Genomic DNA, 22,066 nt, shown 5'->3' with positions numbered 1-22,066 from the left:
TTCCTGCTCCACTTCGGTAAAGTGAAGGATGATACAGGTGCTTTGTGGTTTGGTGTAGGCTTGGGCGTAGGTCTGGTATGCTTGTTCTCCGCCATCCGTCAGGGACAGGTTTGTGCCAACGGTATCGTAGGAGTTTCTCAAGGGCATGACGTGCAGACCAACACGATGATTTATGCCGCTCTTCCTGAGTTTTATGCCATCTTGGCGTTGGTAGCCACCTTCTTGGTATAATCCGGACATATATAAGTTGTTGTCCCCGGAGAGTTTCTTGAAATTCTCCGGGGCTTTTTTTGTAGTAAACCTTTGGAAAGACACCCGTTGGCGGAATTAATTCGCAAGTCTGCTTTTGGATATTGTTTAACGTGTTGATTTCCAGGTGTTGAAAAGTGAGCTAACAGACACTTGTGTTCAACGTGACAAACACTTGTGTTCAATCTGACAGACACAAGTGTTTGAGCTGACAGATGCAAGTGTCTGTCAAACCGGGGAATATAGGGGAAATTGCAGAAGTTATTTCCTTGCAGATTTAATTCCGCCAATAGGTGAAGACATGTTTTTTATTTGTGGGAGTTCAAGAAGTCATCACTTAGCCTCGCTTCGTTAGGAATTGCAAGACAAGATGCCGTTGCTGTAATATTGGCACTCCTAAACCGACTTGTCGGCTGATAACTCCTATTAACTCCTCTAGCTCTTTTAAAGAACCGTATTGGGAAGATATATGGCTTTGATTCGGATATGATAAACCTGAACTTTCTGTTTCTAAACCTGAACTTTCTGTTTCTAAACCTGAACTTTCTGTTTCCAATCCTGAACTTTCTCTTTCTTACTCCTTAGGTTTGCGCTTTTGAAAGATCGTTTTTTCTGTCTGAAAGTCGCTTGTATAGGGGGATTGAGGCGTGTTGATACAAGTAAATGGTAGCATAATGCAAACGCTTTTCTATATAAATTTCGTTAGTTTTTTCAATTAAAAGTCTATTTTTCAAAGAATAATGTGTACTTTTGCAGCCAAATTAAGAAAACGAGATTATAACATAGTATGACAGAAGAACTACTTACCCCCGATTACGTCTTTGAAGCGAGTTGGGAAGTGTGTAATAAAGTAGGCGGTATCTATACTGTTTTGTCCACAAGGGCTAATACTTTGCAGACCCATTTTCGCGATAAATTGTTCTTCATAGGACCGGATTTCTGGCGAGGACGAGAGAATCCTTTGTTCATTGAATCCGATAACCTGTGCGTGGCATGGAAAGAACATGCCGCTGAAAAAGATAACCTCTCTGTGCGCGTAGGTCGTTGGAATATTCCGGGTAAACCAATTGTTATTTTGGTTGATTTTTTACCGTTTTTCACGCAAAAAAACGAAATCTATACGGAGATGTGGAACCACTATCAGGTGGATTCCCTGCATGCATACGGCGATTACGACGAGGCGTGTATGTTCGCGTATGCGACCGGAAAAGTGGTTGAGAGTTTTTATCGCTTCAATCTGACTGAAACAGACAAAGTGGTGTTTCAGGCACATGAATGGATGACAGGTATGGCTGCCCTCTATCTGCAAATGGCAGTTCCGGAAATCGCTACCATCTTTACCACCCACGCTACTTCCATCGGACGTTCTATCGCCGGAAATGATAAACCGCTGTATGATTATCTTTTCGCTTACAATGGCGACCAAATGTCGCAGGAGTTGAACATTCAGTCCAAACATTCCATTGAAAAGCAGACCGCTCACTATGTGGATTGTTTCACTACCGTGAGTGAAATTACGAACAATGAATGCAGGGAGTTGCTTGACAAGCCTGCCGATGTGGTGCTGATGAACGGTTTCGAAGATGACTTTGTTCCGAAAGGCGCTACTTTTGTCGGCAAGCGCAAACGGGCGCGTTCGCTGATGCTGAAAGTGGCGAATTGTCTGTTAGGCGATAGCCTGGACGATGATACCTTGATTATCGGTACAAGCGGACGTTATGAGTTCAAGAACAAAGGCATCAACGTCTTTTTGGAAACGCTGAACCGGCTGAACCGTGACAAAAATCTGAAGAAGAAAGTGCTGGCGTTTGTCAGTGTGCCCGGTTGGGTGGGAGACCCCCGCGAGGATTTGCAGCAGCGCCTCAAGAGCAAGGGTAAATTCGACACGGCTTTAGAGTGCCCTTTTATTACTCACTGGCTGCACAATATGACACACGATCAGGTGCTTGATATGTTGAAGTATTTAGGCATGGGAAACCATCCGGAAGATAAGGTAAAGGTCATTTTTGTGCCCTGTTACCTGGATGGAAAGGACGGCATTCTCAACAAGCACTATTACGATATCATCTTAGGAGAAGACCTCAGTGTCTATCCTTCCTATTATGAGCCGTGGGGATATACTCCGCTGGAGAGTGTTGCTTTCCGGGTACCTACTATCACCACTGATCTTGCGGGCTTCGGTCTTTGGGTGAACAGCCTGAAGAATCAGCATGGCATTGACGATGGCGTGGAGGTGGTGCACCGTTCGGATTATAACTATTCCGAAGTGGCGGACGGCATCAAGGACACCATTGCCGCTTTCTCTGCCAAGACGGAGGCGGAAGTCAAAGAAATCCGTAAGCGTGCGGGTCAGGTGGCTGAACAGGCTTTGTGGAAACATTTCATTAAATATTATTATGAGGCGTATGACGTTGCGATGCGCAATGCCATGAAGCGCCAATTAAATTAACAAGAATCATTAATCAATTATCATAAACAATGAAGATTAAAGTTAGTAATGTAAACACTCCAAACTGGAAAGATGTCAATGTGAAATCACACATTCCTGCAGAATTGGAGAAATTGTCTGAACTGGCACATAACATTTGGTGGTCGTGGAACTACGAGGCTACCGAATTGTTTAAAGATCTTGACCCTGCTTTGTGGAAAGAAGTAGGACAAAATCCGGTACTTCTGTTGGAACGTATGAGCTACGCTAAACTTGAGGCACTTGCAAATGACAAGGTCGTTTTGCGCAGAATGGATGACGTATATTCTAAATTCCGCGCCTATATGGATGTGAAGCCGGATAGCAAACGTCCTTCTGTAGCTTATTTCAGTATGGAGTATGGCTTGAATCATGTACTTAAAATATATTCCGGTGGTTTGGGCGTACTTGCCGGCGACTACCTGAAAGAAGCTTCCGATAGCAACGTGGATCTGTGTGCGGTAGGTTTCCTGTATCGCTATGGCTACTTTACACAGACTTTGTCTATGGACGGACAGCAGATTGCCAACTACGAAGCGCAGAACTTCGGTCAGTTGCCGCTGGAACCGGTGATCGGTGAAGACGGACAACAGGTGATTGTGGATGTTCCTTATCTGGATTACTACGTGCGTGCATACGTATGGAGAGTAAATGTAGGTCGTGTCTCTTTGTATCTGCTTGATACGGATAACGAAATGAACAGCGAGTTCGACCGTTCCATTACGCACCAACTCTATGGTGGTGACTGGGAAAATCGTCTGAAACAAGAAATCCTGCTTGGTATCGGCGGTATGCTGACGTTGAAGAAGCTGGGTATCAAGAAGGACATTTACCACTGCAACGAAGGACACGCAGCTTTGATTAACGTACAGCGTATTTGCGACTACGTAGCTGAGGGCTTGACCTACAACCAGGCTATCGAGTTGGTTCGTGCTTCTTCTCTTTATACAGTGCATACTCCGGTTCCTGCCGGTCATGACTATTTTGACGAAGGTCTGTTCGGTAAGTACATGGGTGGTTATCCTTCAAAAATGGGTATCACTTGGGACGAGTTGATGGATCTTGGCCGTAACAATCCGGGCGACAAGGGCGAACGCTTCTGTATGTCCGTATTCGCTTGCAACACTTCTCAGGAAGTGAACGGTGTAAGCTGGTTGCATGGTAAGGTTTCTCAGGAGATGTTCTCTTCTATCTGGAAGGGTTATTTCCCTGAGGAGAATCACGTAGGTTACGTTACCAATGGTGTACACTTCCCCACTTGGAGCGCTACGGAATGGAAGAAACTTTATGCGGCTCATTTCGATGAGAACTTCTGGTATGACCAATCCAATCCTAAAATTTGGGAGGCTATCTATAATGTATCTGACGAGGAAATCTGGCAGACCCGCATGGCGCTGAAAAACAAGCTGATTGACTATGTCCGCAAGCAATATCGTGAGACTTGGTTGAAGAATCAAGGTGACCCTTCACGCATCGTATCTCTGCTGGATAAGATTAATCCGAATGCATTGTTGATTGGTTTCGGACGTCGTTTCGCTACTTACAAGCGTGCTCACCTGCTGTTCACCGACTTAGAACGTTTGGCTAAAATTGTGAACAACCCCGATTATCCGGTACAATTCCTGTTCACCGGTAAAGCTCACCCGCACGATGGTGCCGGTCAGGGGCTGATTAAGAGAATCATCGAAATCTCCCGTCGTCCTGAGTTCTTGGGCAAGATTATCTTCTTGGAGAACTACGATATGCAGTTGGCACGTCGTTTGGTTACAGGTGTGGATATTTGGTTGAATACTCCGACTCGTCCGTTGGAGGCATCCGGTACTTCCGGTGAGAAGGCGTTGATGAACGGTGTTGTAAACTTCTCCGTACTTGACGGTTGGTGGTTGGAAGGCTATCGTGAAGGTGCCGGCTGGGCGTTGACCGAAAAGCGTACTTACCAGAACCAAGAACATCAAGACCAGTTGGATGCCGCTACTATCTACAGTATTCTGGAACAAGAAATTCTGCCGTTGTACTATGCACGCAACAAGAAGGGCTATTCTGAAGGATGGATTAGAACCATCAAGAATTCCATCGCTCAGATTGCTCCGCACTATACGATGAAGCGTCAGCTTGACGATTATTATAGCAAGTTCTATACGAAGGAAGCCGTACGCTTCAAGAAGTTGGCCGCCGACGGTTATGCCAAAGCCAAAGAAATTGCGGCTTGGAAGGAAGAGGTTGCAGAAAAATGGGACAGCATCGAAGTCGTATCTTTCGACAAGTCTGAAGACTTATTGAAGGGCTCTATTGAAAGTGGTAAGGAATATACCATCACTTATGTGATTGACGAGAAGGGCTTGAACGATGCTGTCGGGCTGGAATTGGTAACTACTTACGCTACAGCAGATGGTAAGCAACACGTTTATTCGGTTGAACCGTTCGATGTAGTGAAGAAAGAGGGCAACCTTTATACTTTCCAGGCTAAGCATAAGGTGGAAAATGCCGGAAGCTTCAAGGTATCTTACCGTATGTTCCCGAAGAACGAGGACCTGCCTCACCGTCAGGACTTCTGCTATGTTCGTTGGTTTGTATAATTATTTATAATCAAACTTATAAAAGAAAGGAGGTATGTCGAAAACATACCTCCTTTTTGTTTTAGTGTGTGTCAAAACTCATCATGACACACATAACACTGAATTAATCGCAGATTCTCTTGCCTGTAAATCAGTTGGATGAAATTCGCGGTCATCTGTTTAGTTCCAGTGCCATCTTGTGTGCTGTTGGGCATTTTGACTCCCTCATTTTGCAAACTTCACCTGAATACTTTCATCCTTTTTTGCCTTAGCTGCAATGGCGCTTGCCTGCGTTTTCACCTTGCCGGTAATAAATTCAGGAATATTGAATGATTTCATGCAGTCGTGGTAGAAGTCGGTATCCTTTTGGGGAAGCAGGAACGGCTTGCCGACTTTGCCATCTGTGCCGACGTATGCGATGTACGGCCGGGTATATAATCCGTCTATCCGGCGGCTGCTGAATATGAACCAACGGCTGTTGCTGCTCCAGGAGTGATAGCTTTCCACGTCATCGCTGTTCACTTCTGTCAACGGGCGGCTGTTGCCGGTCTGAAGGTCGGCAAGATACAAATCGGCATCTTTATGCCAGATGGAGAAGTTGCCGTAGCCAGACAATGTATATAATAGGTAACGACCATCAGGCGAGACACGAGGGAAAGAGGCGCTTTTTCTTCCTTGCCTCGTATGATAAAGGGTATCTACCTGTGTGCCAAATGAACGCGTTGTCGGGTCGAAGGAGATAGAACAGAGGTTGTATCGGACTTCTGCGAACTCTTGCGGAATCTGTCGTGCTTCCGCGCTACAGAAATAGAGTGTCTTGCCATCAGGAGAGAAAGTGGGGAATGTTTCGAAAGCGTTTGACGAGAAGATAGAGGAGGTCGTAAATACTTCTTTCTTCTCCACGTCATACACCACTACGTCCGATGCTTCGTCGAATACTTCTATCCTGTTTCGGTCATTCAAATGGAAAGCTTGTTTGGTCTTGTTTACGGAGAAAGCCACATACTTGCCCGAAGGGTGCCAGGAAGGATAGACCAGTGCGGAGAGGGTTTCCGGTGTTTTTGTATTCAGTTTCTCAATCTTGTCACCGTCGATAAGGAGGGTGCCCGCGAAAGCATCTCGCATGTGGAACAGCATCTTGTCCGGGTTTTGATTGCAGAACGAGTGGCAATTGAGGCAGTTGTTGCCGCTCATCTTGTTTTCGATAATCGCCGTTTCCGTATAGTTTTCCAGATTTCTTTGGTAAATGCCCATCTTGTTCCACAACTCATAGCCCGGTTCAATCAGGCGATAGGCGATATAGGTATCCACCTTTTCGGGAGCCACCTGAATGGTAAAAGGGGAGTAAGCACACCACTCTTCGCCCTGCTTCACCTGCACCGTCACTTGGATGGAACTTCCGGTGGCAGCTTCCAGCATCTTCTTCCAAGGGGAAGGGGGAATTGCAAAGCTTCCTTTCTTGCCTTTCACCGTAAATTGATGCTCCTTGCACGAAAAGACAGCACGCGATTCGGCTTCCGAACCGGTGAATGCAAAGTTTAGTGGCGCTATGTTGACAGGAATTGTCACACCATTATAATCGGGAAAAATGGTGGGAGCCTCGTCAATGGTACGGGTTACCTTTACAGAATCGGAACAAGCGGACAAAGCGGTCACCAGCAATGCTATTGCAACAATATTTTTTCTTTTCATCTTCTACAGCTTATTTAAACATGAAATAAAACCAGTACGTATCTCTGTGGGAGCGATAAAGCAGTCCGCCAAGTCTCTTTTTGTCCTTTTGGGCCAATGCTTGTCGCTTGTATTCGGCAAATCGTGTCATTGTCTTGTCCGAAAGGTTGAACCGTTTCCAGTAATCCTTTTCTTCTTCCGACAAGATGAGCACAGCCTCTTGGAAGTGGATGGGCAGGGTAGGCATCACTGCTGTTCCATAGTATTTGTCCAGCAGATTTTTGAGCCCGTGCAAGTCCTTTGACAGCAGATAGATGGCACCCAGATACTGCAAGGCGGCAGAATTGGCAGGACCTTTCTCTATGAACTTTTCCAGGTCTTCCAGCGGCCCGTCAAGTCCGGCGAGTGTGCTTTGCGCCGGCAGTATTCGTCTGCACAGGCCCAATACAGGGTCATTCTCTATGGCTTCATCGTTGTAGAGGTATTTGCGCTGTGATTTGGCCCAATCGCGGTAGGCGAATGTATGCTCAAGCAGCGAGATGTATTTTTCCGCAACCGGATATTCGCCATAGATCAGATTGGTTTGTACCAATCGTTTCAGCATGCGCGTGTTTCCTCCGTCCACGGAACTGATGTATCCCTCGAAAGCTTTTTCTTGCGACAAGGCGGTTGCTCCCATTGTGAAATAGATATCGCTGAGCAGACAAGAAATGTTCTCTTGTTTGTTCTGTTGAACCATCAAACCTTGCAGGTTCCGTTGGTCGAAACGGAACATATAGTCCGTAAGCATTCCTTTGTTTGCCAAAGCCATGTTCAAATGGCACATGTAGAGGTAGTTGTTCAACTTCCCCTGACATTCTTCAATTGTTTTGTCCCATTGTTCTGTTCGGGCGTAGTAGTCCAACTTCTTCAGTTTTAAACTTTTGGTGTCGCCGTATTTGGGAGTGCCCCACCACAAAATGGCAGCGGCTATCGCCACTTGGGCGATGCAACCGATTCCGACAAATACCTTCGACTTCGGAGAAGCTATTTTTCTATTTCGAAGAAAGAAAGCCACCGCTACAACAAAAGGGAGTGTTGCCCAAGACAGATAGATAATTTCTTTGGGAGAAAGACGGGAATGATAGTACATATCCGGCGTGAAAGCCCATCTGTATTCCCCAATCAGGGAGAAGTAGATTGCTCCGGTTCCCAAGAGCAGGACTTCAGCGATACAAAGGAAGGCGAGGTAGCTTCGGGGCGTCTTCCGCAATAGTTCGAGCAGGCATATCAGGACGGCGAACAGCACGGCAATCGATCCGGCCAGTCCGAATAGGAGTGGAGTCAGTATCCATCCCGCAACCATCCGCCACCGCTCTTTCTGTATGCGCAGGTAGCCGTACAGCAGAACTTCCATCAGCAGATAGCTGACCGTGCCTTGTATCCGGTAGTTCATGTCGAAGTGCATGAACAGCAATGCCAATGGCGGCAACAAGTAGAGGATAAATAGTTTGGAATCGGGCGACATCTGTCTGACGATGCCGGTAGTACAGATTCCTACAGCGGTCAATAATGCAGCCGTAATGGCGGCTCCCAAATAGGGCAGCGCGAAAAACTGCACCAAAAACTCCGCTGCTAATAAGGAAAATCCACCGGGTAAGAACAGTTTCTCTTCGATATAGGCCGATGAGAACAAGAAGAGCTGGCTTTGCTCTATGAAATAGAAGTGATATTGGAAACCGATTTGCAAGAAAGCAAACAGAGCACCAAAAACGATAAGCCAAAAGGCGGTAAGTTTATAGTTCATTAGATGTGACAAGAATTTGAAAAGAACATTCAAAATTATTGTGCCAAAGGTAGTGAAAAAAAACGATCGTTGAGCATCTTGAATGGTAATCCTTCATCATTTTGTCCATCTCCGGCTGCGGCAATGGCTTTCTCTCCCTGATGTGACGACCTTTGCCACGATAGGGAAAGGATGCAGACGCAAAGAGTTTGTTTCCAAGAACTTGGGGGCATCCGGTATGTGGAGTGATGACATGCGACCCCTAACGCCTATATAGCGCATTGCAAATCATAGAAATAGTACTTTATTTTTTCTTTATCCTTTTCAAAGTCTTACTTTAATTCGAATAAAGCAACACTTTAATGGGAATAAAGTGTTGCTTTAAAAAGGATAAAGAAAAAGTGAACTTTCTTTTGAAAAAGAATGAGCCTGACAACAAAAGGTGAGTCAAACGGACCTCTTATTTTTGCAATGAAAAAAGAAAAGGAGTATGCGAGGCACGGCTGAATCTGTAAAATAGGTAGTTTTATCCGTAATCGGTATATCTTCCGAATGGTGCGACTGCTTTATTTTTGCATTGTATGAATGGAGGGTGGAGGCTTTGCCCCGCCATTTGCTTCATCAAGAGAAGAATAGAATCATTTACTTAATAATCATAACATTATGAACAAGCTTTTTTTATTTACACTATTCACGGTTTTTACACATACTATTATGGCACAAGAAAAGATTGTACAGACAGCAGGGCGTAACCAGTTGGGAGAGTTCGCCCCCAAATTCGCAGAGTTGAACGATGATGTCCTCTTTGGTGAGGTGTGGAGCCGCACTGATAAACTCGGTTTGCGCGACCGCAGCCTGGTTACGATTACGTCGCTCATCAGTCAGGGTATTACGGACAGCTCACTGACATTTCACCTTCAATCGGCGAAGAACAACGGTATCACCCGCACCGAAATTGCGGAAATCATCACCCACATCGGCTTCTATGCCGGATGGCCCAAAGCGTGGGCGGCGTTCCGTCTCGCTAAAGACGTGTGGGCGGAAGAGACTGCCGGCGATGATGCCCAAGCTGCTTTTCAGCGTGAGATGATTTTCCCCATCGGTGAACCCAATACGGCGTTTGCGGAATACTTTATCGGCAACAGCTATATTGCCCGTGTGTCTTCAGAACAGGTTCCCATTGCCAACGTTACGTTCGAGCCTCGTTGCCGCAACAACTGGCACATCCATCACGCTACGAAGGGCGGCGGCCAGATGCTTATCGGCGTTGCCGGACGTGGTTGGTATCAGGAGGAAGGCAAGCCCGCGCAGGAGATTCTGCCCGGTACGGTTATCCATATTCCCGCAGGTGTGAAACATTGGCATGGGGCGGCGGCTGACAGCTGGTTCGCGCATCTCGCTTTCGAGATTTCTGGTGAGAACGCTTCCAACGAATGGCTGGAACCGGTGACCGATGAACAATATGACAAGTTGAAATAATAAAAAAAGTAGGCGCACCGTTTGTAGTGCACCTACTTTTTGTCAATCAGTCTTTGATTTTGATTGATGAGGGTGTTCCTTTGTTTAGTCGAACAAGTTTCTGAATTTCTTGAATATCTTCTCCTTGACAGATGTGTTTGGCTTGAAGTTATCCGATGTTTCCATCTCTTCCAATGCCTTCTTCTCGTCCTTGCTCAATGTCTCAGGTACATACACGCTGACGTTTACCAGCAAATCTCCTGTTCCGTAGCCATTGACGCTTGGCAATCCTTTTCCGCGGAGGCGGAGAACTTTTCCGGGTTGCGTGCCCGATTCTATCTTCACCTTCACTTTTCCGTCGATGGTGGGAATTTCGACCGTACCGCCTAAAGCGGCTGTCGGGAAACTGAGCAGCAGATTGTAAATCAAGTCGTTTTCATCGCGTATCAGGTTCGGGTCTTGTTCTTCTTCTATGAGAATCAAAAGATCACCCGGTACACCGTTGTGTTTGCCGGCATTACCTTTGCCGCCCATGGAGAGTTGCATGCCTTCGGCAACGCCTTTGGGTATTTTGACGGTTACCACTTCTTCGCCATAGACGATACCTTCGCCGGCACACTCCTTACACTTGTTCTTGATGATTTTGCCTTCACCGTTGCAAGTGGGGCAGGTGGCTCTGGTTTGCATCGTGCCGAGGATGGTTTGCTGGTTGCGGATGACGCTTCCGCTACCTTTGCAAGTCGGACATGTCTCCGTGCCGCCTTCGCCTTCCGCTCCTGTACCGTGGCAATGGCTGCAAGGCACGTATTTCTTTAATTTGAACTTTTTCTCTACGCCGGTGGAAATATCTTTCAGGTTCAGTTTTACTTTCACACGCAAGTCCGAACCGCGATAACGGCGTTGTTGGGCACCTCCGCCTCCACCAAAACCGCCGAATCCGCTGAAACCTCCGCCGTGTCCGCCGAAGATGTCGCCAAACATGGAGAAGATGTCGTCCATGGACATGCCTCCTCCGCTGAATCCACCGAACGGTCCGCCATTGCCGGCTGCGCCTCCCACTCCCGCATGGCCGAACTGGTCGTAGCGGGCACGTTTATCCGGGTTGCTCAATACGTCATACGCTTCTGCCGCTTCTTTGAATTTTTCTTCTGCCTCCTTGTCTCCCGGATTCTTGTCAGGGTGATATTGGATGGCTTTCTTGCGATAGGCTTTTTTGATTTCATCGGCCGATGCGTTTTTTTCGACCCCTAATACCTCGTAGTAATCTCTTTTTTCCATACAATTCTATGTTATTCTCCGACTACCACTTTGGCATGGCGGATGACTTTTTCGTTTAGCATGTAACCGGTTTGCACACAATCCAGGATTTTACCCTTCAGTTCTTCGGTGGGTGCCGGAATCACGGCGATGGCTTCGTGGTAGTCCGTGTCGAGTGGTTTTTCTTTTGTCTCTATCACCTTTACTCCGTTTTGTCCCAATACGTTCATGAATTTGTTGTAGATAAGTTCCACACCTTCTTTCACGGCAGTTACATCGGTGGCAGTCTCCATATTCTTGAGGGCGCGCTCAAAGTCGTCCACAACAGGCAGGATGCTGCTGATGCTTTTTTCGCCTCCGTTCAGGATAAGCTCTGCTTTTTCCTTCATCGTGCGCTTGCGATAGTTGTCAAATTCGGCTGACAGACGCAGGTACTTGTCTTTTTGCTCTTCAACTTGCTGGTTGGCTTTTTCCAATTCCTCTGCGAGTCTTTCTTCTTCTGTCAGGGGAGCCTCGTGCTCTTGCGAAGCTTCCGGGTTGTTGTTCTCTTCGTTACTTTCGTTCGGAGTCTCTTGAACTTTCAGTTCTTCTTCCTGCTTGTTTACTTGTTCTTTCGGATTCATATTGTTATGCTTATTATTCTTGTAAAATGATTTCTTCTTCAAATCTGTTAAGATGTTAAGTTAATACGTTATAAGCGTCCCAGCAAAAACTTTGCCAAAAAAGGACATTTTTGCAGAATGCGCCACAAAGGTAATACTTTTATGTCAGATTGTCAGTGCTTCTCTGTGTCTATTCGTAGAAAAATGACTACCTTTGCGCCCTCAATTCGTAGATTGCTAGTATTTAACGGTAAATTGTAAATATAAAGATGATTACAGTCTCTAACGTATCAGTACAGTTTGGTAAAAGAGTGTTGTTCAATGAGGTAAACCTGAAGTTTACGAGTGGTAATTGTTATGGTATCATCGGTGCCAATGGTGCCGGAAAATCTACTTTCCTGAAAACCATTTCCGGAGAACTGGAACCTACGACAGGTTCTGTTGTGCTGGCTCCGGGCGAACGTCTGTCCGTGTTGAGTCAGGACCACTTCAAGTGGGATGCCTTTACTGTGATGGACACGGTAATGATGGGGCATACCATCTTGTGGGATATTATGAAGCAGCGTGAGGTGCTCTATGCCAAAGAGGACTTCACGGATGAAGACGGATTAAAGGTTTCAGAACTGGAAGAGAAGTTTGCGGAACTGGACGGCTGGAATGCAGAGAGCGATGCGGCTGCGCTGTTGAGCGGTTTGGGCATTAAGGAGGACAAGCATTACCTGATGATGAGCGAGTTGAATAATAAGGAGAAGGTGCGTGTGATGCTGGCGCAGGCCCTTTATGGCAATCCTGATAACTTATTGCTGGATGAGCCTACCAATGACTTGGATATGGAGACCGTGATTTGGTTGGAAGAGTATCTTGCCAACTATGAGCATACGGTGCTGGTCGTAAGTCATGACCGTCACTTCCTTGACTCCGTTTGTACGCATACGGTCGATATCGATTATGGAAAGATTAACCTGTTTGCCGGTAACTATAGCTTCTGGTATGAGTCCAGCCAGCTTGCCCTTCGTCAGCAGCAGAACCAGAAGGCAAAGGCCGAGGAGAAGAAGAAGGAGCTGGAAGAGTTTATCCGCCGTTTCAGTGCCAATGTGGCAAAGAGTAAGCAGACTACCAGCCGTAAAAAGATGTTGGAGAAGCTGAATGTCGAAGAAATCAAACCCTCTTCGCGTAAATATCCGGGCATCATCTTCACGCCGGAACGTGAACCGGGCAACCAGATATTGGAAGTGTCGGGCTTGACAAAGACGCTGGACGATGGCACGGTGCTGTTCCGTGATGTCAATTTCAACGTGGAAAAGGGCGATAAAATCGTTTTCCTCTCCCGTGACCCACGTGCGATGACCGCCTTGTTTGAGATTATCAACGACAATATGAAGCCCGATTCAGGTACGTTCAATTGGGGTGTCACTATCACCACTGCCTATCTGCCGTTGGACAACACCTCTTTCTTCAATACCGATTTGAATCTGGTCGATTGGTTGGGTCAGTTCGGCGAAGGCAACGAGGTTTATATGAAGAGTTTCCTCGGCCGTATGCTTTTCTCCGGTGAAGAGGTGCTGAAGAAGGCAAGCGTATTGTCGGGAGGTGAGAAAATGCGCTGTATGATTGCGCGTATGCAGCTCCGCAATGCGAACTGCCTGATTCTGGATACGCCGACCAACCACCTTGATTTGGAATCTATCCAGGCATTCAACAACAACTTGAAGATTTATAAGGGGAATATCCTTTTTTCATCCCACGACCACGAGTTCATTCAAACCGTTGCCAACCGCATCATCGAACTGACTCCGAACGGTATCATCGACAAGATGATGGAATATGACGAGTACATCACTTCCGACCATATCAAGGAATTGAAGGCTCGGATGTACGCAGAGTGATTTCTTTAGGGAGTTATCAGGAGTTATCAGGAGTTGGAAGGAGTTAATCGGGAGTTAGAGGCTGATAGTCTTACTTGCACAAAGCAAAACTATTGGTTTTTAACTCCTAACGAAGTGCTCACTCCTTCTAACTACCTTTAACTTCTTAGTCCTTATATACGATTTTTCCTTTACTCTCTCCGAAGAGGTTGTCTCCCAAAGTCGTGATTTTATCTCCCGTAGCTTGTACGTAGCGCAGGTTGTCGCATCCTATAAAGGCTCCATATTCGATGGCGGTCACAGTGGGAGGGAGCACCAAGGTTCCGCACAAGCGTCCGCAACCGCTGAACGCGCGTTGTCCGATGCTTTTCAGACCATGGGGAAGCCGGACGTTTAACAGATATTTCTTTTGGGTGAAAGTGTAATCGGGGATGGCGGTGGCATCGCTTTGCGAGAGATCGATGGAGACAAGATTGGGCATATAATCGCGTATCAGCGTGAAGTCCGCTTCGTCCATTTTGCCTTTGACGGTCAGGAAATTCACGTCTTTCGGTTGCTTCCCGTTTCTGACCAGTTCGCTGGCCAGACTGCTCATCTTACCCATTTCTACGGTAACAGACAACGGTTCTCCTTCAATAAAGGCGAAAGTCGCCCATTTCTTTTGGGCGCGGTAGGCGTCGCTGCATCCCATTGGCACGAATATGGCGGTGACGCTGTCCGCCAATGCTTCGGGAAGCAGGTTAGGAGCCGTCTTTTTCCGTATCTGGCATACTTGCAGGTTTTTGCAGCCTTTGAAGGCGGCGTCTTCGATGTTTTTCGTCTTATCCGAAAGAATGACTCTGGTCAGTGTTTCCTTGCCGATGAAAGTGCTGTCTTTGGTTGGACGGCAAAAGGCGTATGCGGGGATGCAATTGGCGGGATATATATAGAAGCGGTCCGGATAGGTGCCGTTCTTACCGGCATACATGCTGATAGAAGCATTCGAAATGTCCAACAGTTGCAAGTTCTTGAATTCGTCTCTCAGATGGCGGAAGTCGATGGCGTTCAGTTTCCCTGTCAGGGTCAGGTGAGTTGTTTCGTTGGCTTCGGCTTCTGTCAGCAGTTCCACCAAAGTTCCCGGTTTGGGTACATAATATCTTTTCGCTTTCTGTGCGGATGCCGGTTGCATCCAAGTCAGTCCGGCTATTAAAAAAAGTATGGCTTTAAATTTCATGATTTCAGGTGTTAGATGATTTGATTTTTCAAATATAAGAAGAATTTGCGGTTCGGTCGTAAAATTGAAACTTATAATAACATAAAATAAAGGGAACAGCTTTTTGGGGGCATTCCTTTTAAAGTTCATTTTGGTGGCACAAGGGTGGATGAGGGAGGGGACAGAGAAACAAGCATACATTCGCATTCTGATGGTTTGTCTTGAATTGTTGATGAGTAAATGTCAATTTATAACTTGCAGATGATCAATGTGATTAAATACGCATCCCCTTACTAACGATAGGGGGCCCTCACTATACGACTGAGGTAGTCTCATTATACGACCCATATAGGAACTCTGTTTTGCTTGTTGATTTCTAAAAAAAAGATCTGCTTTGTGCAAGTTACATTTGAATTTCTTCTTTTTTAGAGTGGTAGGATGAGTATTATAGCAAGTTATAAAGTTTGACCTGTTGGCGGAATTAAATCGGAAGGAAATAACTTCTGCAATTTTCCCTATATTCCCCGGTTTGACAGACACTTGCATCTGTCTTCTCAAACACAAGTGTCTGTCAGCTTGAACACAAGTGTTTGTCACGTTGAACACAAGTGTCTGTTAGCTTATTTTAAATATCTGATAGTCAGTTTATTAAGCGGCTTTGAAAAGCGGGCCTGCGAATTAATTCCGCTAACGGATAAAGTTTGACGTTATAGCGAGAACTCTCCTTTTAATGTTCCTTCACTGAAAATCAGAGTGAATATACCTTTATACTGTCCTTTTTCCTTGTTGTATGAGGTGATTTTGAACGTACCTCCATTTATCAATTCGCCATTCACTCTTGCATAAGAAACCTGATTCCCTTCGCAATACCGGACATAGTTCCAATTATTTGGTTTATCCTCTTGATAATCAATGTCTATCTTTTCGATATTCTGTTCTTTGTTGAGGAACTTCTCCAGGTTACTTGCAATAAAGATGAATGCTGACCTTTCAGCAACAAAATAGCAACAAATTCCTGACAACTCCCGAAAAACGCCATTTTTCGCCTTATTTTCCGATGCAGCATATTTACATCACTGATTATCAGCGACTATTCATTTTAATCGGTACAACCTCTGTTTTGACAAATACACAGAATGTAGGGACAAATGCAAACCGTTGTATTTCATTGTTTTGCATATACGTGTTGTACCGCCTCTTTTCAGTCCTTTTGTGGAATGTCCGCTATCAGATACAATGTGTTGAGTGATAGGGCGTTTTCGTAGGTATGTTACAGAACGCTTGTTGAATACAAAGGTAGTAGTTTTCTTTGGATTTCTGTGGTGTGCGGTATGTTTTTCTTTCCAAGAGGGTGCTTGAGAGTAGAAAATCGGTCATAGAATCAGATAATTTCTGTAGGATACACATTCGATTCGCTTGAAAAAGTGTAGAGTGGTTGGTGATATTCGTTTGAAAAAGTGTAAACCATATATGTGAACTTCTGCATGGTACGGATAAATTTTTGTTAGACTACATTAAATAAGCGACAATTGTTTCCGATACTTATGGTAATACAGGATTATGATACTCTGGATTGCTTGCTGAAACTTGCCTGTTACCATTCACATATATAACTTCTGGCACATATTCACCTTTGCTCTTCATATCTTCTTGAATGACTGCTAGATTATTTTTTATTTTTTCATAATTGTCATCTTCGACTATTATCATAAAAATACCGTCTGTGGCTCTTTCTGCTCTGATATAGGCCGCAAGTTGTGAACGATAACCATGATATAGGTTTTGATTTGAAGACCTTTTTATTTCAATTATAGTATTTGCTTTTGTTCCTCGTGTTATATGAAAATCTATTTCACCTACCCCTGGATTATCCTCACGAGTTATTGCAATATCAAAACCTCCAGCCGTTCTATATGTATCTGCAACCGTATAAAGTAACATCTGCCAATCAGTTTCATCAGGCGTTCTATTTTTACGATAAAAAACTTCTGATAAACGATTGTCTTCTACAAGATGTTTAAACTGTTTACATATAGCCATTGTAAATTCATAAACTTTATTTCGGGTATTCACATCTGTTGGACAGATAAAATCGAATGGAAATTTTTCAAGAATTTCTTCCATTAGAATATCCAAATATTGTTCTTTTGCGTCAGTGCCGAAATCGTAAGCTACTCCTGTTAATCCTTTATAAAAAGAGATAGCAACATCATAGCATTCTTTGTTGTTCAGAATAATATGTTTCCAGTCAGGTTTCTTGTATTCTTTATATTCTTTCCAAGATATGCCAATAATCTTAGCTACTTTTCTCTTTAATTCAGTATTGTAACGGCACACATCATCAATTTCGTCATAATCACGGGCAATAGGTAAATCTGTTAGTAAACACATAGGTATAAAATGTACAGGTTTCCTTTTATAAAAAGGCACATTGAAATATTCTCCTAAGCAGGTATATCTTTTAGTGGGTATATTTAGCTCTTTTGCAACACGTTGAGTATATAAAAGAATATTCTTTTGAAGTATTGACAGAGTCATATCACTGATTCTGTCTGCACCCATATTATCTTCAATAAGTTGCATTAAACAGAATATTTCAGGCTCGATTAAACCCGCTGAAATAATTTCATAAGCACTATTTGCCAATTGAATAGATAGTGCACCACTAATACCACGCCCACGAGTATTACCAGTAGAATAACCTAATCCAGTATTTGGAATTTCGCTTAAGGTAAAGCGTTTTACTATCTGTTTGAAAAATCTGTCTGATGTATCTGTTTTTCTTACGAATTTGGCGAGTGGAATAAAGTCTTTAAAGTATTGAAGGAATTCATCATATGCATTTTGAAACTCCGGAATTTTACAACCTTTTAGCAATAAAGGGTCAATATGAAGTAAAGAATCTTTGTCTAAATATCCATTATAAACACCTTTAGATATGAAATCTTTATGTTCAACATGAAAATATTTGCTATAATGTATTGCCATTTATGTATTGTTTTAAACTAAACGTTCGATTTACGATTAAATATGTTTGTTAAATAATCCTCTTTCTTCCCACCTCTTGATTTCTTTATCAAAATCCGAAAGAAACTCTTTGTCTTGAATCAAGCGGAATTTATCATATTCGGCGTATGCCTTTTCTTTCGCTTGTTCGGCGGAAATGGTGTCAGCCTCATTATATTTATCACACTCATATAGAGTCAGGAAATCATCCAATTGCTTTTTCCAATCTGCCATTGTGGAGATGATTTGCCGTTCGGCACGAAGTTCGGCCAAATCAAGGAAAGCGGTTGATAGACGATTGAAAGCAGAGACTTCTTTGTCTGATAGGTAATTCTGGGCGATAATTGTATCCGACTTTTGAACTCTGCCGTCAGGAGCGTTTTTCCACGTGGTAAGTCCCATGTGAGGTTTTTGGGCATCTGCTCTCGAATAGATGATTTCGGTTGCTGTTTGATGGGAAGTAGCCCAATACATCATATTTTGCACCATTTTGAAGAATTGTAGGGTGATATTGGCCTTAGGGTTATAATCGACACTACATTCAGCGTAGACATCGGTGATTTTCTGATAATACTGACGTTCTGAAGCTCTTATCTCTTGGATACGTTCTAATAAGTCATCAAAATAATCTTTGCCAAAATGTTTGTCTTGTTTTAGCCGCTCGTCATCAAGAACAAAACCTTTAATAATCATTTCTTTTAGAATCGATGTAGCCCACATCCGAAATTGGCTCGCTTGATAATTGCCCACATGAAAACCAACGGCAATAACCGCATCCAAATTATAGAACAATGTATCATCGTTCTTGCCATTATGGGCAGTTGTTCGAATTTTTCGAATAACTGAGTTTTCATCCAGTTCGCCGCTTTTGAATATCTCTTTCAGATAATTGTTAATCGTATTTGTTTCGACACCAAACAAATCAGCCATTCGCTTTTGCGACATCCAAAATGTTTCACTATTAAAGATGACCTCTATACGGCTTTCTCCTTGTTTTGTCTTATATAACAAGATATTGGATGATAGACTATTATCGATTAATTCAGGAGTTGATATTTCTCTTTTGAAATATTCTCTTGCCATTTGAACTTGCGGCTTCTTGCTATCGGCATTTTCGGCAATCATCAAACAAGCGATTCGTGATAGATGTATATTCTCAACCTTACGAAAGGAACCGGAATTTAGTTTGACCATCTCAAACGTAGGGTTAAAATGCTCGGTAGTATTACAACCTTTCTTATTAGCTATGGCAATAGCTTTGTTTAGAGTATGATTGAATTTTTGGAATGTACTATAGCCTAATGCAGTACACAACTCACGGGAAGTCCAATACTCTAAACCTTTTTCGTCTCGCTTTTTAATCCGTTCAAAGTCGGATTGAATAGGGGGGATGTTGTTCTCGTCTATCATCATTTCAGATTGTTAGAGTTATACACTGCTAATCCTTTAATCGTCAATAGGTATTTCTGACGAGGATGGCGAGGCTTGTCAGGGTAGAGCATAGAAACAAATCCCTCTTTAATTGCAGGATTGAGTGAGTATTCCATAAAATTTTCACGGTTCTTTAATCCTACGGATGCCATCATCTCTTTGACTGATAATCTATTGTTCGCAAGTGCCTTTATTAAACGGCCGATATTCTCATTATCTATCTGTAACGGATTATCTGAACTTGTCGGGGTACTTGTCGGGGTACTTGTCGGGGTGGAGATAACCATATTTTCAGGCACATCGACTACCATGAAACGATTCCTCAACTCATTGTTTTCTCCCATCAATAGATTGCGGAAGAATCGTTCCAAATACACAGACTCTCTTTTGATGCCTTTTTGTATGTTTTGATAGTTAGCTCTAACCAAGGCATTACGGAAATACCAAGAATGATTGGCAAAAAGGTCGTTCTCGACATTGAATCCCATTGAGCGTAAATACTGGATGGTAAACACTGCTGTTGTTCGGGTATTGCCTTCCCCAAACGGGTGAATTTGCCACAACCCGGATACGAATTGGGTGATATGACTCACTATTTGATTTATATCCAATCCTGTATAATCAAACGACTTTTCTTGTTCAAGGTCATACTCTATGGCTCTACGAATGTCGGGTGCAGATACATAAAATACGGTATCACCACGAAGCACCCATTCTTTTTTGGTGATATTGTAATCTCTGATTTGTCCGGCAAACTTGAATACTCCATCAAATATCCGTCGATGAATGGCGGTTAGTCCGGCAACGGTAAAAGCAAATGAACGCTCATTCAATAGTTTGGTTATGTTGGCAGAAACTTTATCGGCTTCTTCTGTTTCATTATCCTTTTCAGTACGAATATCTTTTGAATCGTAGTAACTTTTGATAAGTTGCTGTACTTCATCAATGGTTATATCTCCCTCAATATGCTTGCGAGCAGTTTCAATAAGATAATCCGAGGGCTTCAAGCCATCTACCGCTTGAAGTCCTATTGCCGTTTGCCACGCATAGCCTTTTTCACGCTTTTGCGGATCGCCTTGTTGGATGTATTCGTCGAAGTTTAGCATTTCAATTTTCTCTTAATATGAACATGGTGTAAACTATATAGCTTGAATAACGGCTTGTTTTAATGAGCATAATCTATTTATATCGCATTTTTCAACTAAATTAAACTTCCATGCTTCGTTTGGCAAACGAACATTACAATTAAGTCGTTTATCAATATGATATTTCATAAATGGAATTAGAAAGTTCTTTCCAGATACTATTGTTAATAGCGTCTCTACGTTATATGGAAATTTAGATTTTCTTTGATTAAGTAGTTCTTCCTGCTTAATTTCCGAGATTCCTTCTGAGATTAATGCACTTTTAATCTCACTAATCTTTTTGTTGATTTTAGTAATGTCAATTTGTTTAGTACTTTTATCCATATAGGCATCGATATTCATGATGCAAAATTGCCCTAAGCATTCCATTTGAATGGAATAATAGAAGAATAGATTTATTAGAGGTTCTGCTATTTCTGCTAAAATTGCAGGAATCTGTAGTGACAATTGTACATTTTCGTATGAGTCTCTTGCATGAAGCATATATGCTACATAGCATATTGCCTCTTCGCAAATCATAAAATTCTCAATACAATATGCATCTAATACAAATAAGTTGGGAATGCACTCCTTTTCTTTATATTGTAGATAAATATCCCCATCGACTATATATATTTTTTTTCTTCTATTATCGGTATCGTCTTGACAACATTGAATTACAGTTCTTCGACAACCTAATGGATGAATATCGTTGATAATAATATCTGTATCAGATAATAGTCTTTTGAGAAGTTTTACATAGAATTCTTTGTCTTTCTCGCAATCTTCGGTATAAATATCAATAGTATTTCTGTATTCAGTAAAAACTGTTGCTGCTTGACGTACTTCTGTTGAATATTCTAACATCATACTTAAATAGATAAATCTTCACATAAATATTTTCTTTCAGGTTTTGCCAATATAGCAGGGGCATGGGTTGCAAGGATAAATTGAGTGTCCGGACTTGCTTTTAACAATGCATCGACAAAAATCTCCTGCCAACTAATATGTAAAGACAATTCAGGTTCATCAATAATAAATACAGAGCCTCTTTTGTTTATTCTGTAAAAAGCCAAATGAGCCATCATTATGACAAGTTGTTTTTCTCCAGAAGATAATTCATAAATAGAATTTATTTTAGTTCGTCCATCCTCGATAATTTTAATTTTAATAGTACCTTGACCATCAATTAAAATTTCTTTATGACCTTCCGTAAAGAATAAGTTGACTCCTTCTGTAAATCGTATAATTGGCTCTCTTAATTTCATTATGTTTTCTGCATATTGATTCCAATATGATGTGATATTATCTATTTTTTCTAATTGAGCACTATTTATCATCCACTTAAGTAATGCTTCATAGTATTCATTTGATACTTTTCCTTTATCTGTTGCAGCCGTTTCTGATAATGTGCGTAATATTGT

The 22,066-nt window shown here is 43.1% G+C and carries 15 protein-coding genes and 1 pseudogene; 5 read left to right on the top strand and 11 right to left on the bottom strand.

Translation table 11 applies throughout. The annotated features are described in order from the left end of the window. Nucleotides 1-231, top strand: a pseudogene (locus K2G43_RS08605) (ATPase); the annotation flags it as partial. 355 nt (nt 232-586) lie between these two features. On the opposite strand, the gene K2G43_RS08600 reads toward K2G43_RS08605, so the two are convergent. Further along, the gene (locus tag K2G43_RS08600; RefSeq protein WP_300154229.1) at nt 587-805 is read right to left on the bottom strand and encodes a hypothetical protein; all 219 of its coding nucleotides are present in this window, start codon (nt 803-805) and stop codon (nt 587-589) included. A 231-nt stretch (nt 806-1,036) separates the two neighbouring features. Here K2G43_RS08600 and K2G43_RS08595 point away from each other — a divergent pair, with 231 nt between their 5' ends. Together K2G43_RS08595 and K2G43_RS08590 are read left to right on the top strand one after the other, a co-directional pair. After that, nucleotides 1,037-2,698: a glycogen/starch synthase gene (locus tag K2G43_RS08595; RefSeq protein WP_297643057.1), complete on the top strand. Its 1,662-nt coding sequence runs from the start codon at nt 1,037-1,039 to the stop codon at nt 2,696-2,698. 29 nt (nt 2,699-2,727) lie between these two features. Further along, nucleotides 2,728-5,292 carry a glycosyltransferase family 1 protein gene (locus tag K2G43_RS08590; RefSeq protein WP_300154225.1) on the top strand — a complete coding sequence of 855 codons (2,565 nt, stop codon included), beginning with the start codon at nt 2,728-2,730 and terminating at the stop codon, nt 5,290-5,292. A 204-nt stretch (nt 5,293-5,496) separates the two neighbouring features. Here K2G43_RS08590 and K2G43_RS08585 read toward each other — a convergent pair whose 3' ends face one another. Further along, complete coding sequence (locus tag K2G43_RS08585) at nt 5,497-6,963, bottom strand: hypothetical protein (RefSeq protein ID WP_297643055.1); 1,467 nt, start codon at nt 6,961-6,963, stop codon at nt 5,497-5,499. A 10-nt stretch (nt 6,964-6,973) separates the two neighbouring features. Next, entirely contained in the window at nt 6,974-8,728 is a 1,755-nt protein-coding gene (locus K2G43_RS08580; protein WP_297643054.1) for a DUF6057 family protein, read from the bottom strand. A 642-nt stretch (nt 8,729-9,370) separates the two neighbouring features. On the opposite strand from K2G43_RS08580, the gene K2G43_RS08575 reads away from it, so the two are divergent. Continuing rightward, nucleotides 9,371-10,186, top strand: coding sequence for a carboxymuconolactone decarboxylase family protein (locus tag K2G43_RS08575; RefSeq protein ID WP_300154222.1), 816 nt, complete (start codon nt 9,371-9,373; stop codon nt 10,184-10,186). Nucleotides 10,187-10,270: 84 nt separating this feature from the next. Here the strand turns inward: K2G43_RS08575 and dnaJ are convergent, their stop codons facing one another. Together dnaJ and K2G43_RS08565 are read right to left on the bottom strand one after the other, a co-directional pair. Further along, nucleotides 10,271-11,443, bottom strand: coding sequence for a molecular chaperone DnaJ (gene dnaJ / locus K2G43_RS08570; RefSeq protein ID WP_297644697.1), 1,173 nt, complete (start codon nt 11,441-11,443; stop codon nt 10,271-10,273). A gap of 11 nt (nt 11,444-11,454) precedes the next feature. Then, complete coding sequence (locus K2G43_RS08565; RefSeq protein ID WP_297644699.1) at nt 11,455-12,087, bottom strand: nucleotide exchange factor GrpE; 633 nt, start codon at nt 12,085-12,087, stop codon at nt 11,455-11,457. A 206-nt stretch (nt 12,088-12,293) separates the two neighbouring features. Between K2G43_RS08565 and K2G43_RS08560 the strand changes: the two genes are divergently transcribed. Further along, on the top strand, nt 12,294-13,910 hold the full coding sequence (locus K2G43_RS08560; protein WP_297644701.1) for an ATP-binding cassette domain-containing protein: 1,617 nt from the start codon (nt 12,294-12,296) through the stop codon (nt 13,908-13,910). Between the two features lie 145 nt (nt 13,911-14,055). On the opposite strand, the gene K2G43_RS08555 is transcribed toward K2G43_RS08560, so the two are convergent. The 6 genes from K2G43_RS08555 to K2G43_RS08530 form a co-directional block, all read right to left on the bottom strand. Next, nucleotides 14,056-15,102: a leucine-rich repeat domain-containing protein gene (locus K2G43_RS08555; RefSeq protein ID WP_300154217.1), complete on the bottom strand. Its 1,047-nt coding sequence runs from the start codon at nt 15,100-15,102 to the stop codon at nt 14,056-14,058. Nucleotides 15,103-16,623: 1,521 nt separating this feature from the next. Beyond that, nucleotides 16,624-18,069 (bottom strand): hypothetical protein, encoded by a 1,446-nt coding sequence (locus K2G43_RS08550; RefSeq protein WP_300154214.1) that lies wholly within the window; start codon nt 18,067-18,069, stop codon nt 16,624-16,626. A gap of 36 nt (nt 18,070-18,105) precedes the next feature. Continuing rightward, nucleotides 18,106-19,497: a RhuM family protein gene (gene rhuM / locus K2G43_RS08545; protein WP_300154231.1), complete on the bottom strand. Its 1,392-nt coding sequence runs from the start codon at nt 19,495-19,497 to the stop codon at nt 18,106-18,108. Further along, nucleotides 19,497-20,624, bottom strand: coding sequence for a Fic family protein (locus K2G43_RS08540; protein WP_300154211.1), 1,128 nt, complete (start codon nt 20,622-20,624; stop codon nt 19,497-19,499). The genes rhuM and K2G43_RS08540 overlap by 1 nt, the downstream gene beginning before the upstream one ends. Before the next feature lie 33 nt (nt 20,625-20,657). Continuing rightward, a complete protein-coding gene (locus K2G43_RS08535) occupies nt 20,658-21,512 on the bottom strand; it encodes a DUF4435 domain-containing protein (protein ID WP_300154207.1) in 855 nt (284 codons plus the stop codon). A 2-nt stretch (nt 21,513-21,514) separates the two neighbouring features. Further along, a partial coding sequence (locus tag K2G43_RS08530) for an AAA family ATPase (protein ID WP_300154205.1) occupies nt 21,515-22,066 on the bottom strand: 552 nt, incomplete at its 5' end.

Source organism: Bacteroides sp. (genome assembly GCF_029057325.1).
In the GTDB taxonomy this organism is placed as follows: Bacteria; Bacteroidota; Bacteroidia; order Bacteroidales; family Bacteroidaceae; genus Bacteroides.
This window is presented reverse-complemented; position numbering and strand designations above follow the sequence as displayed.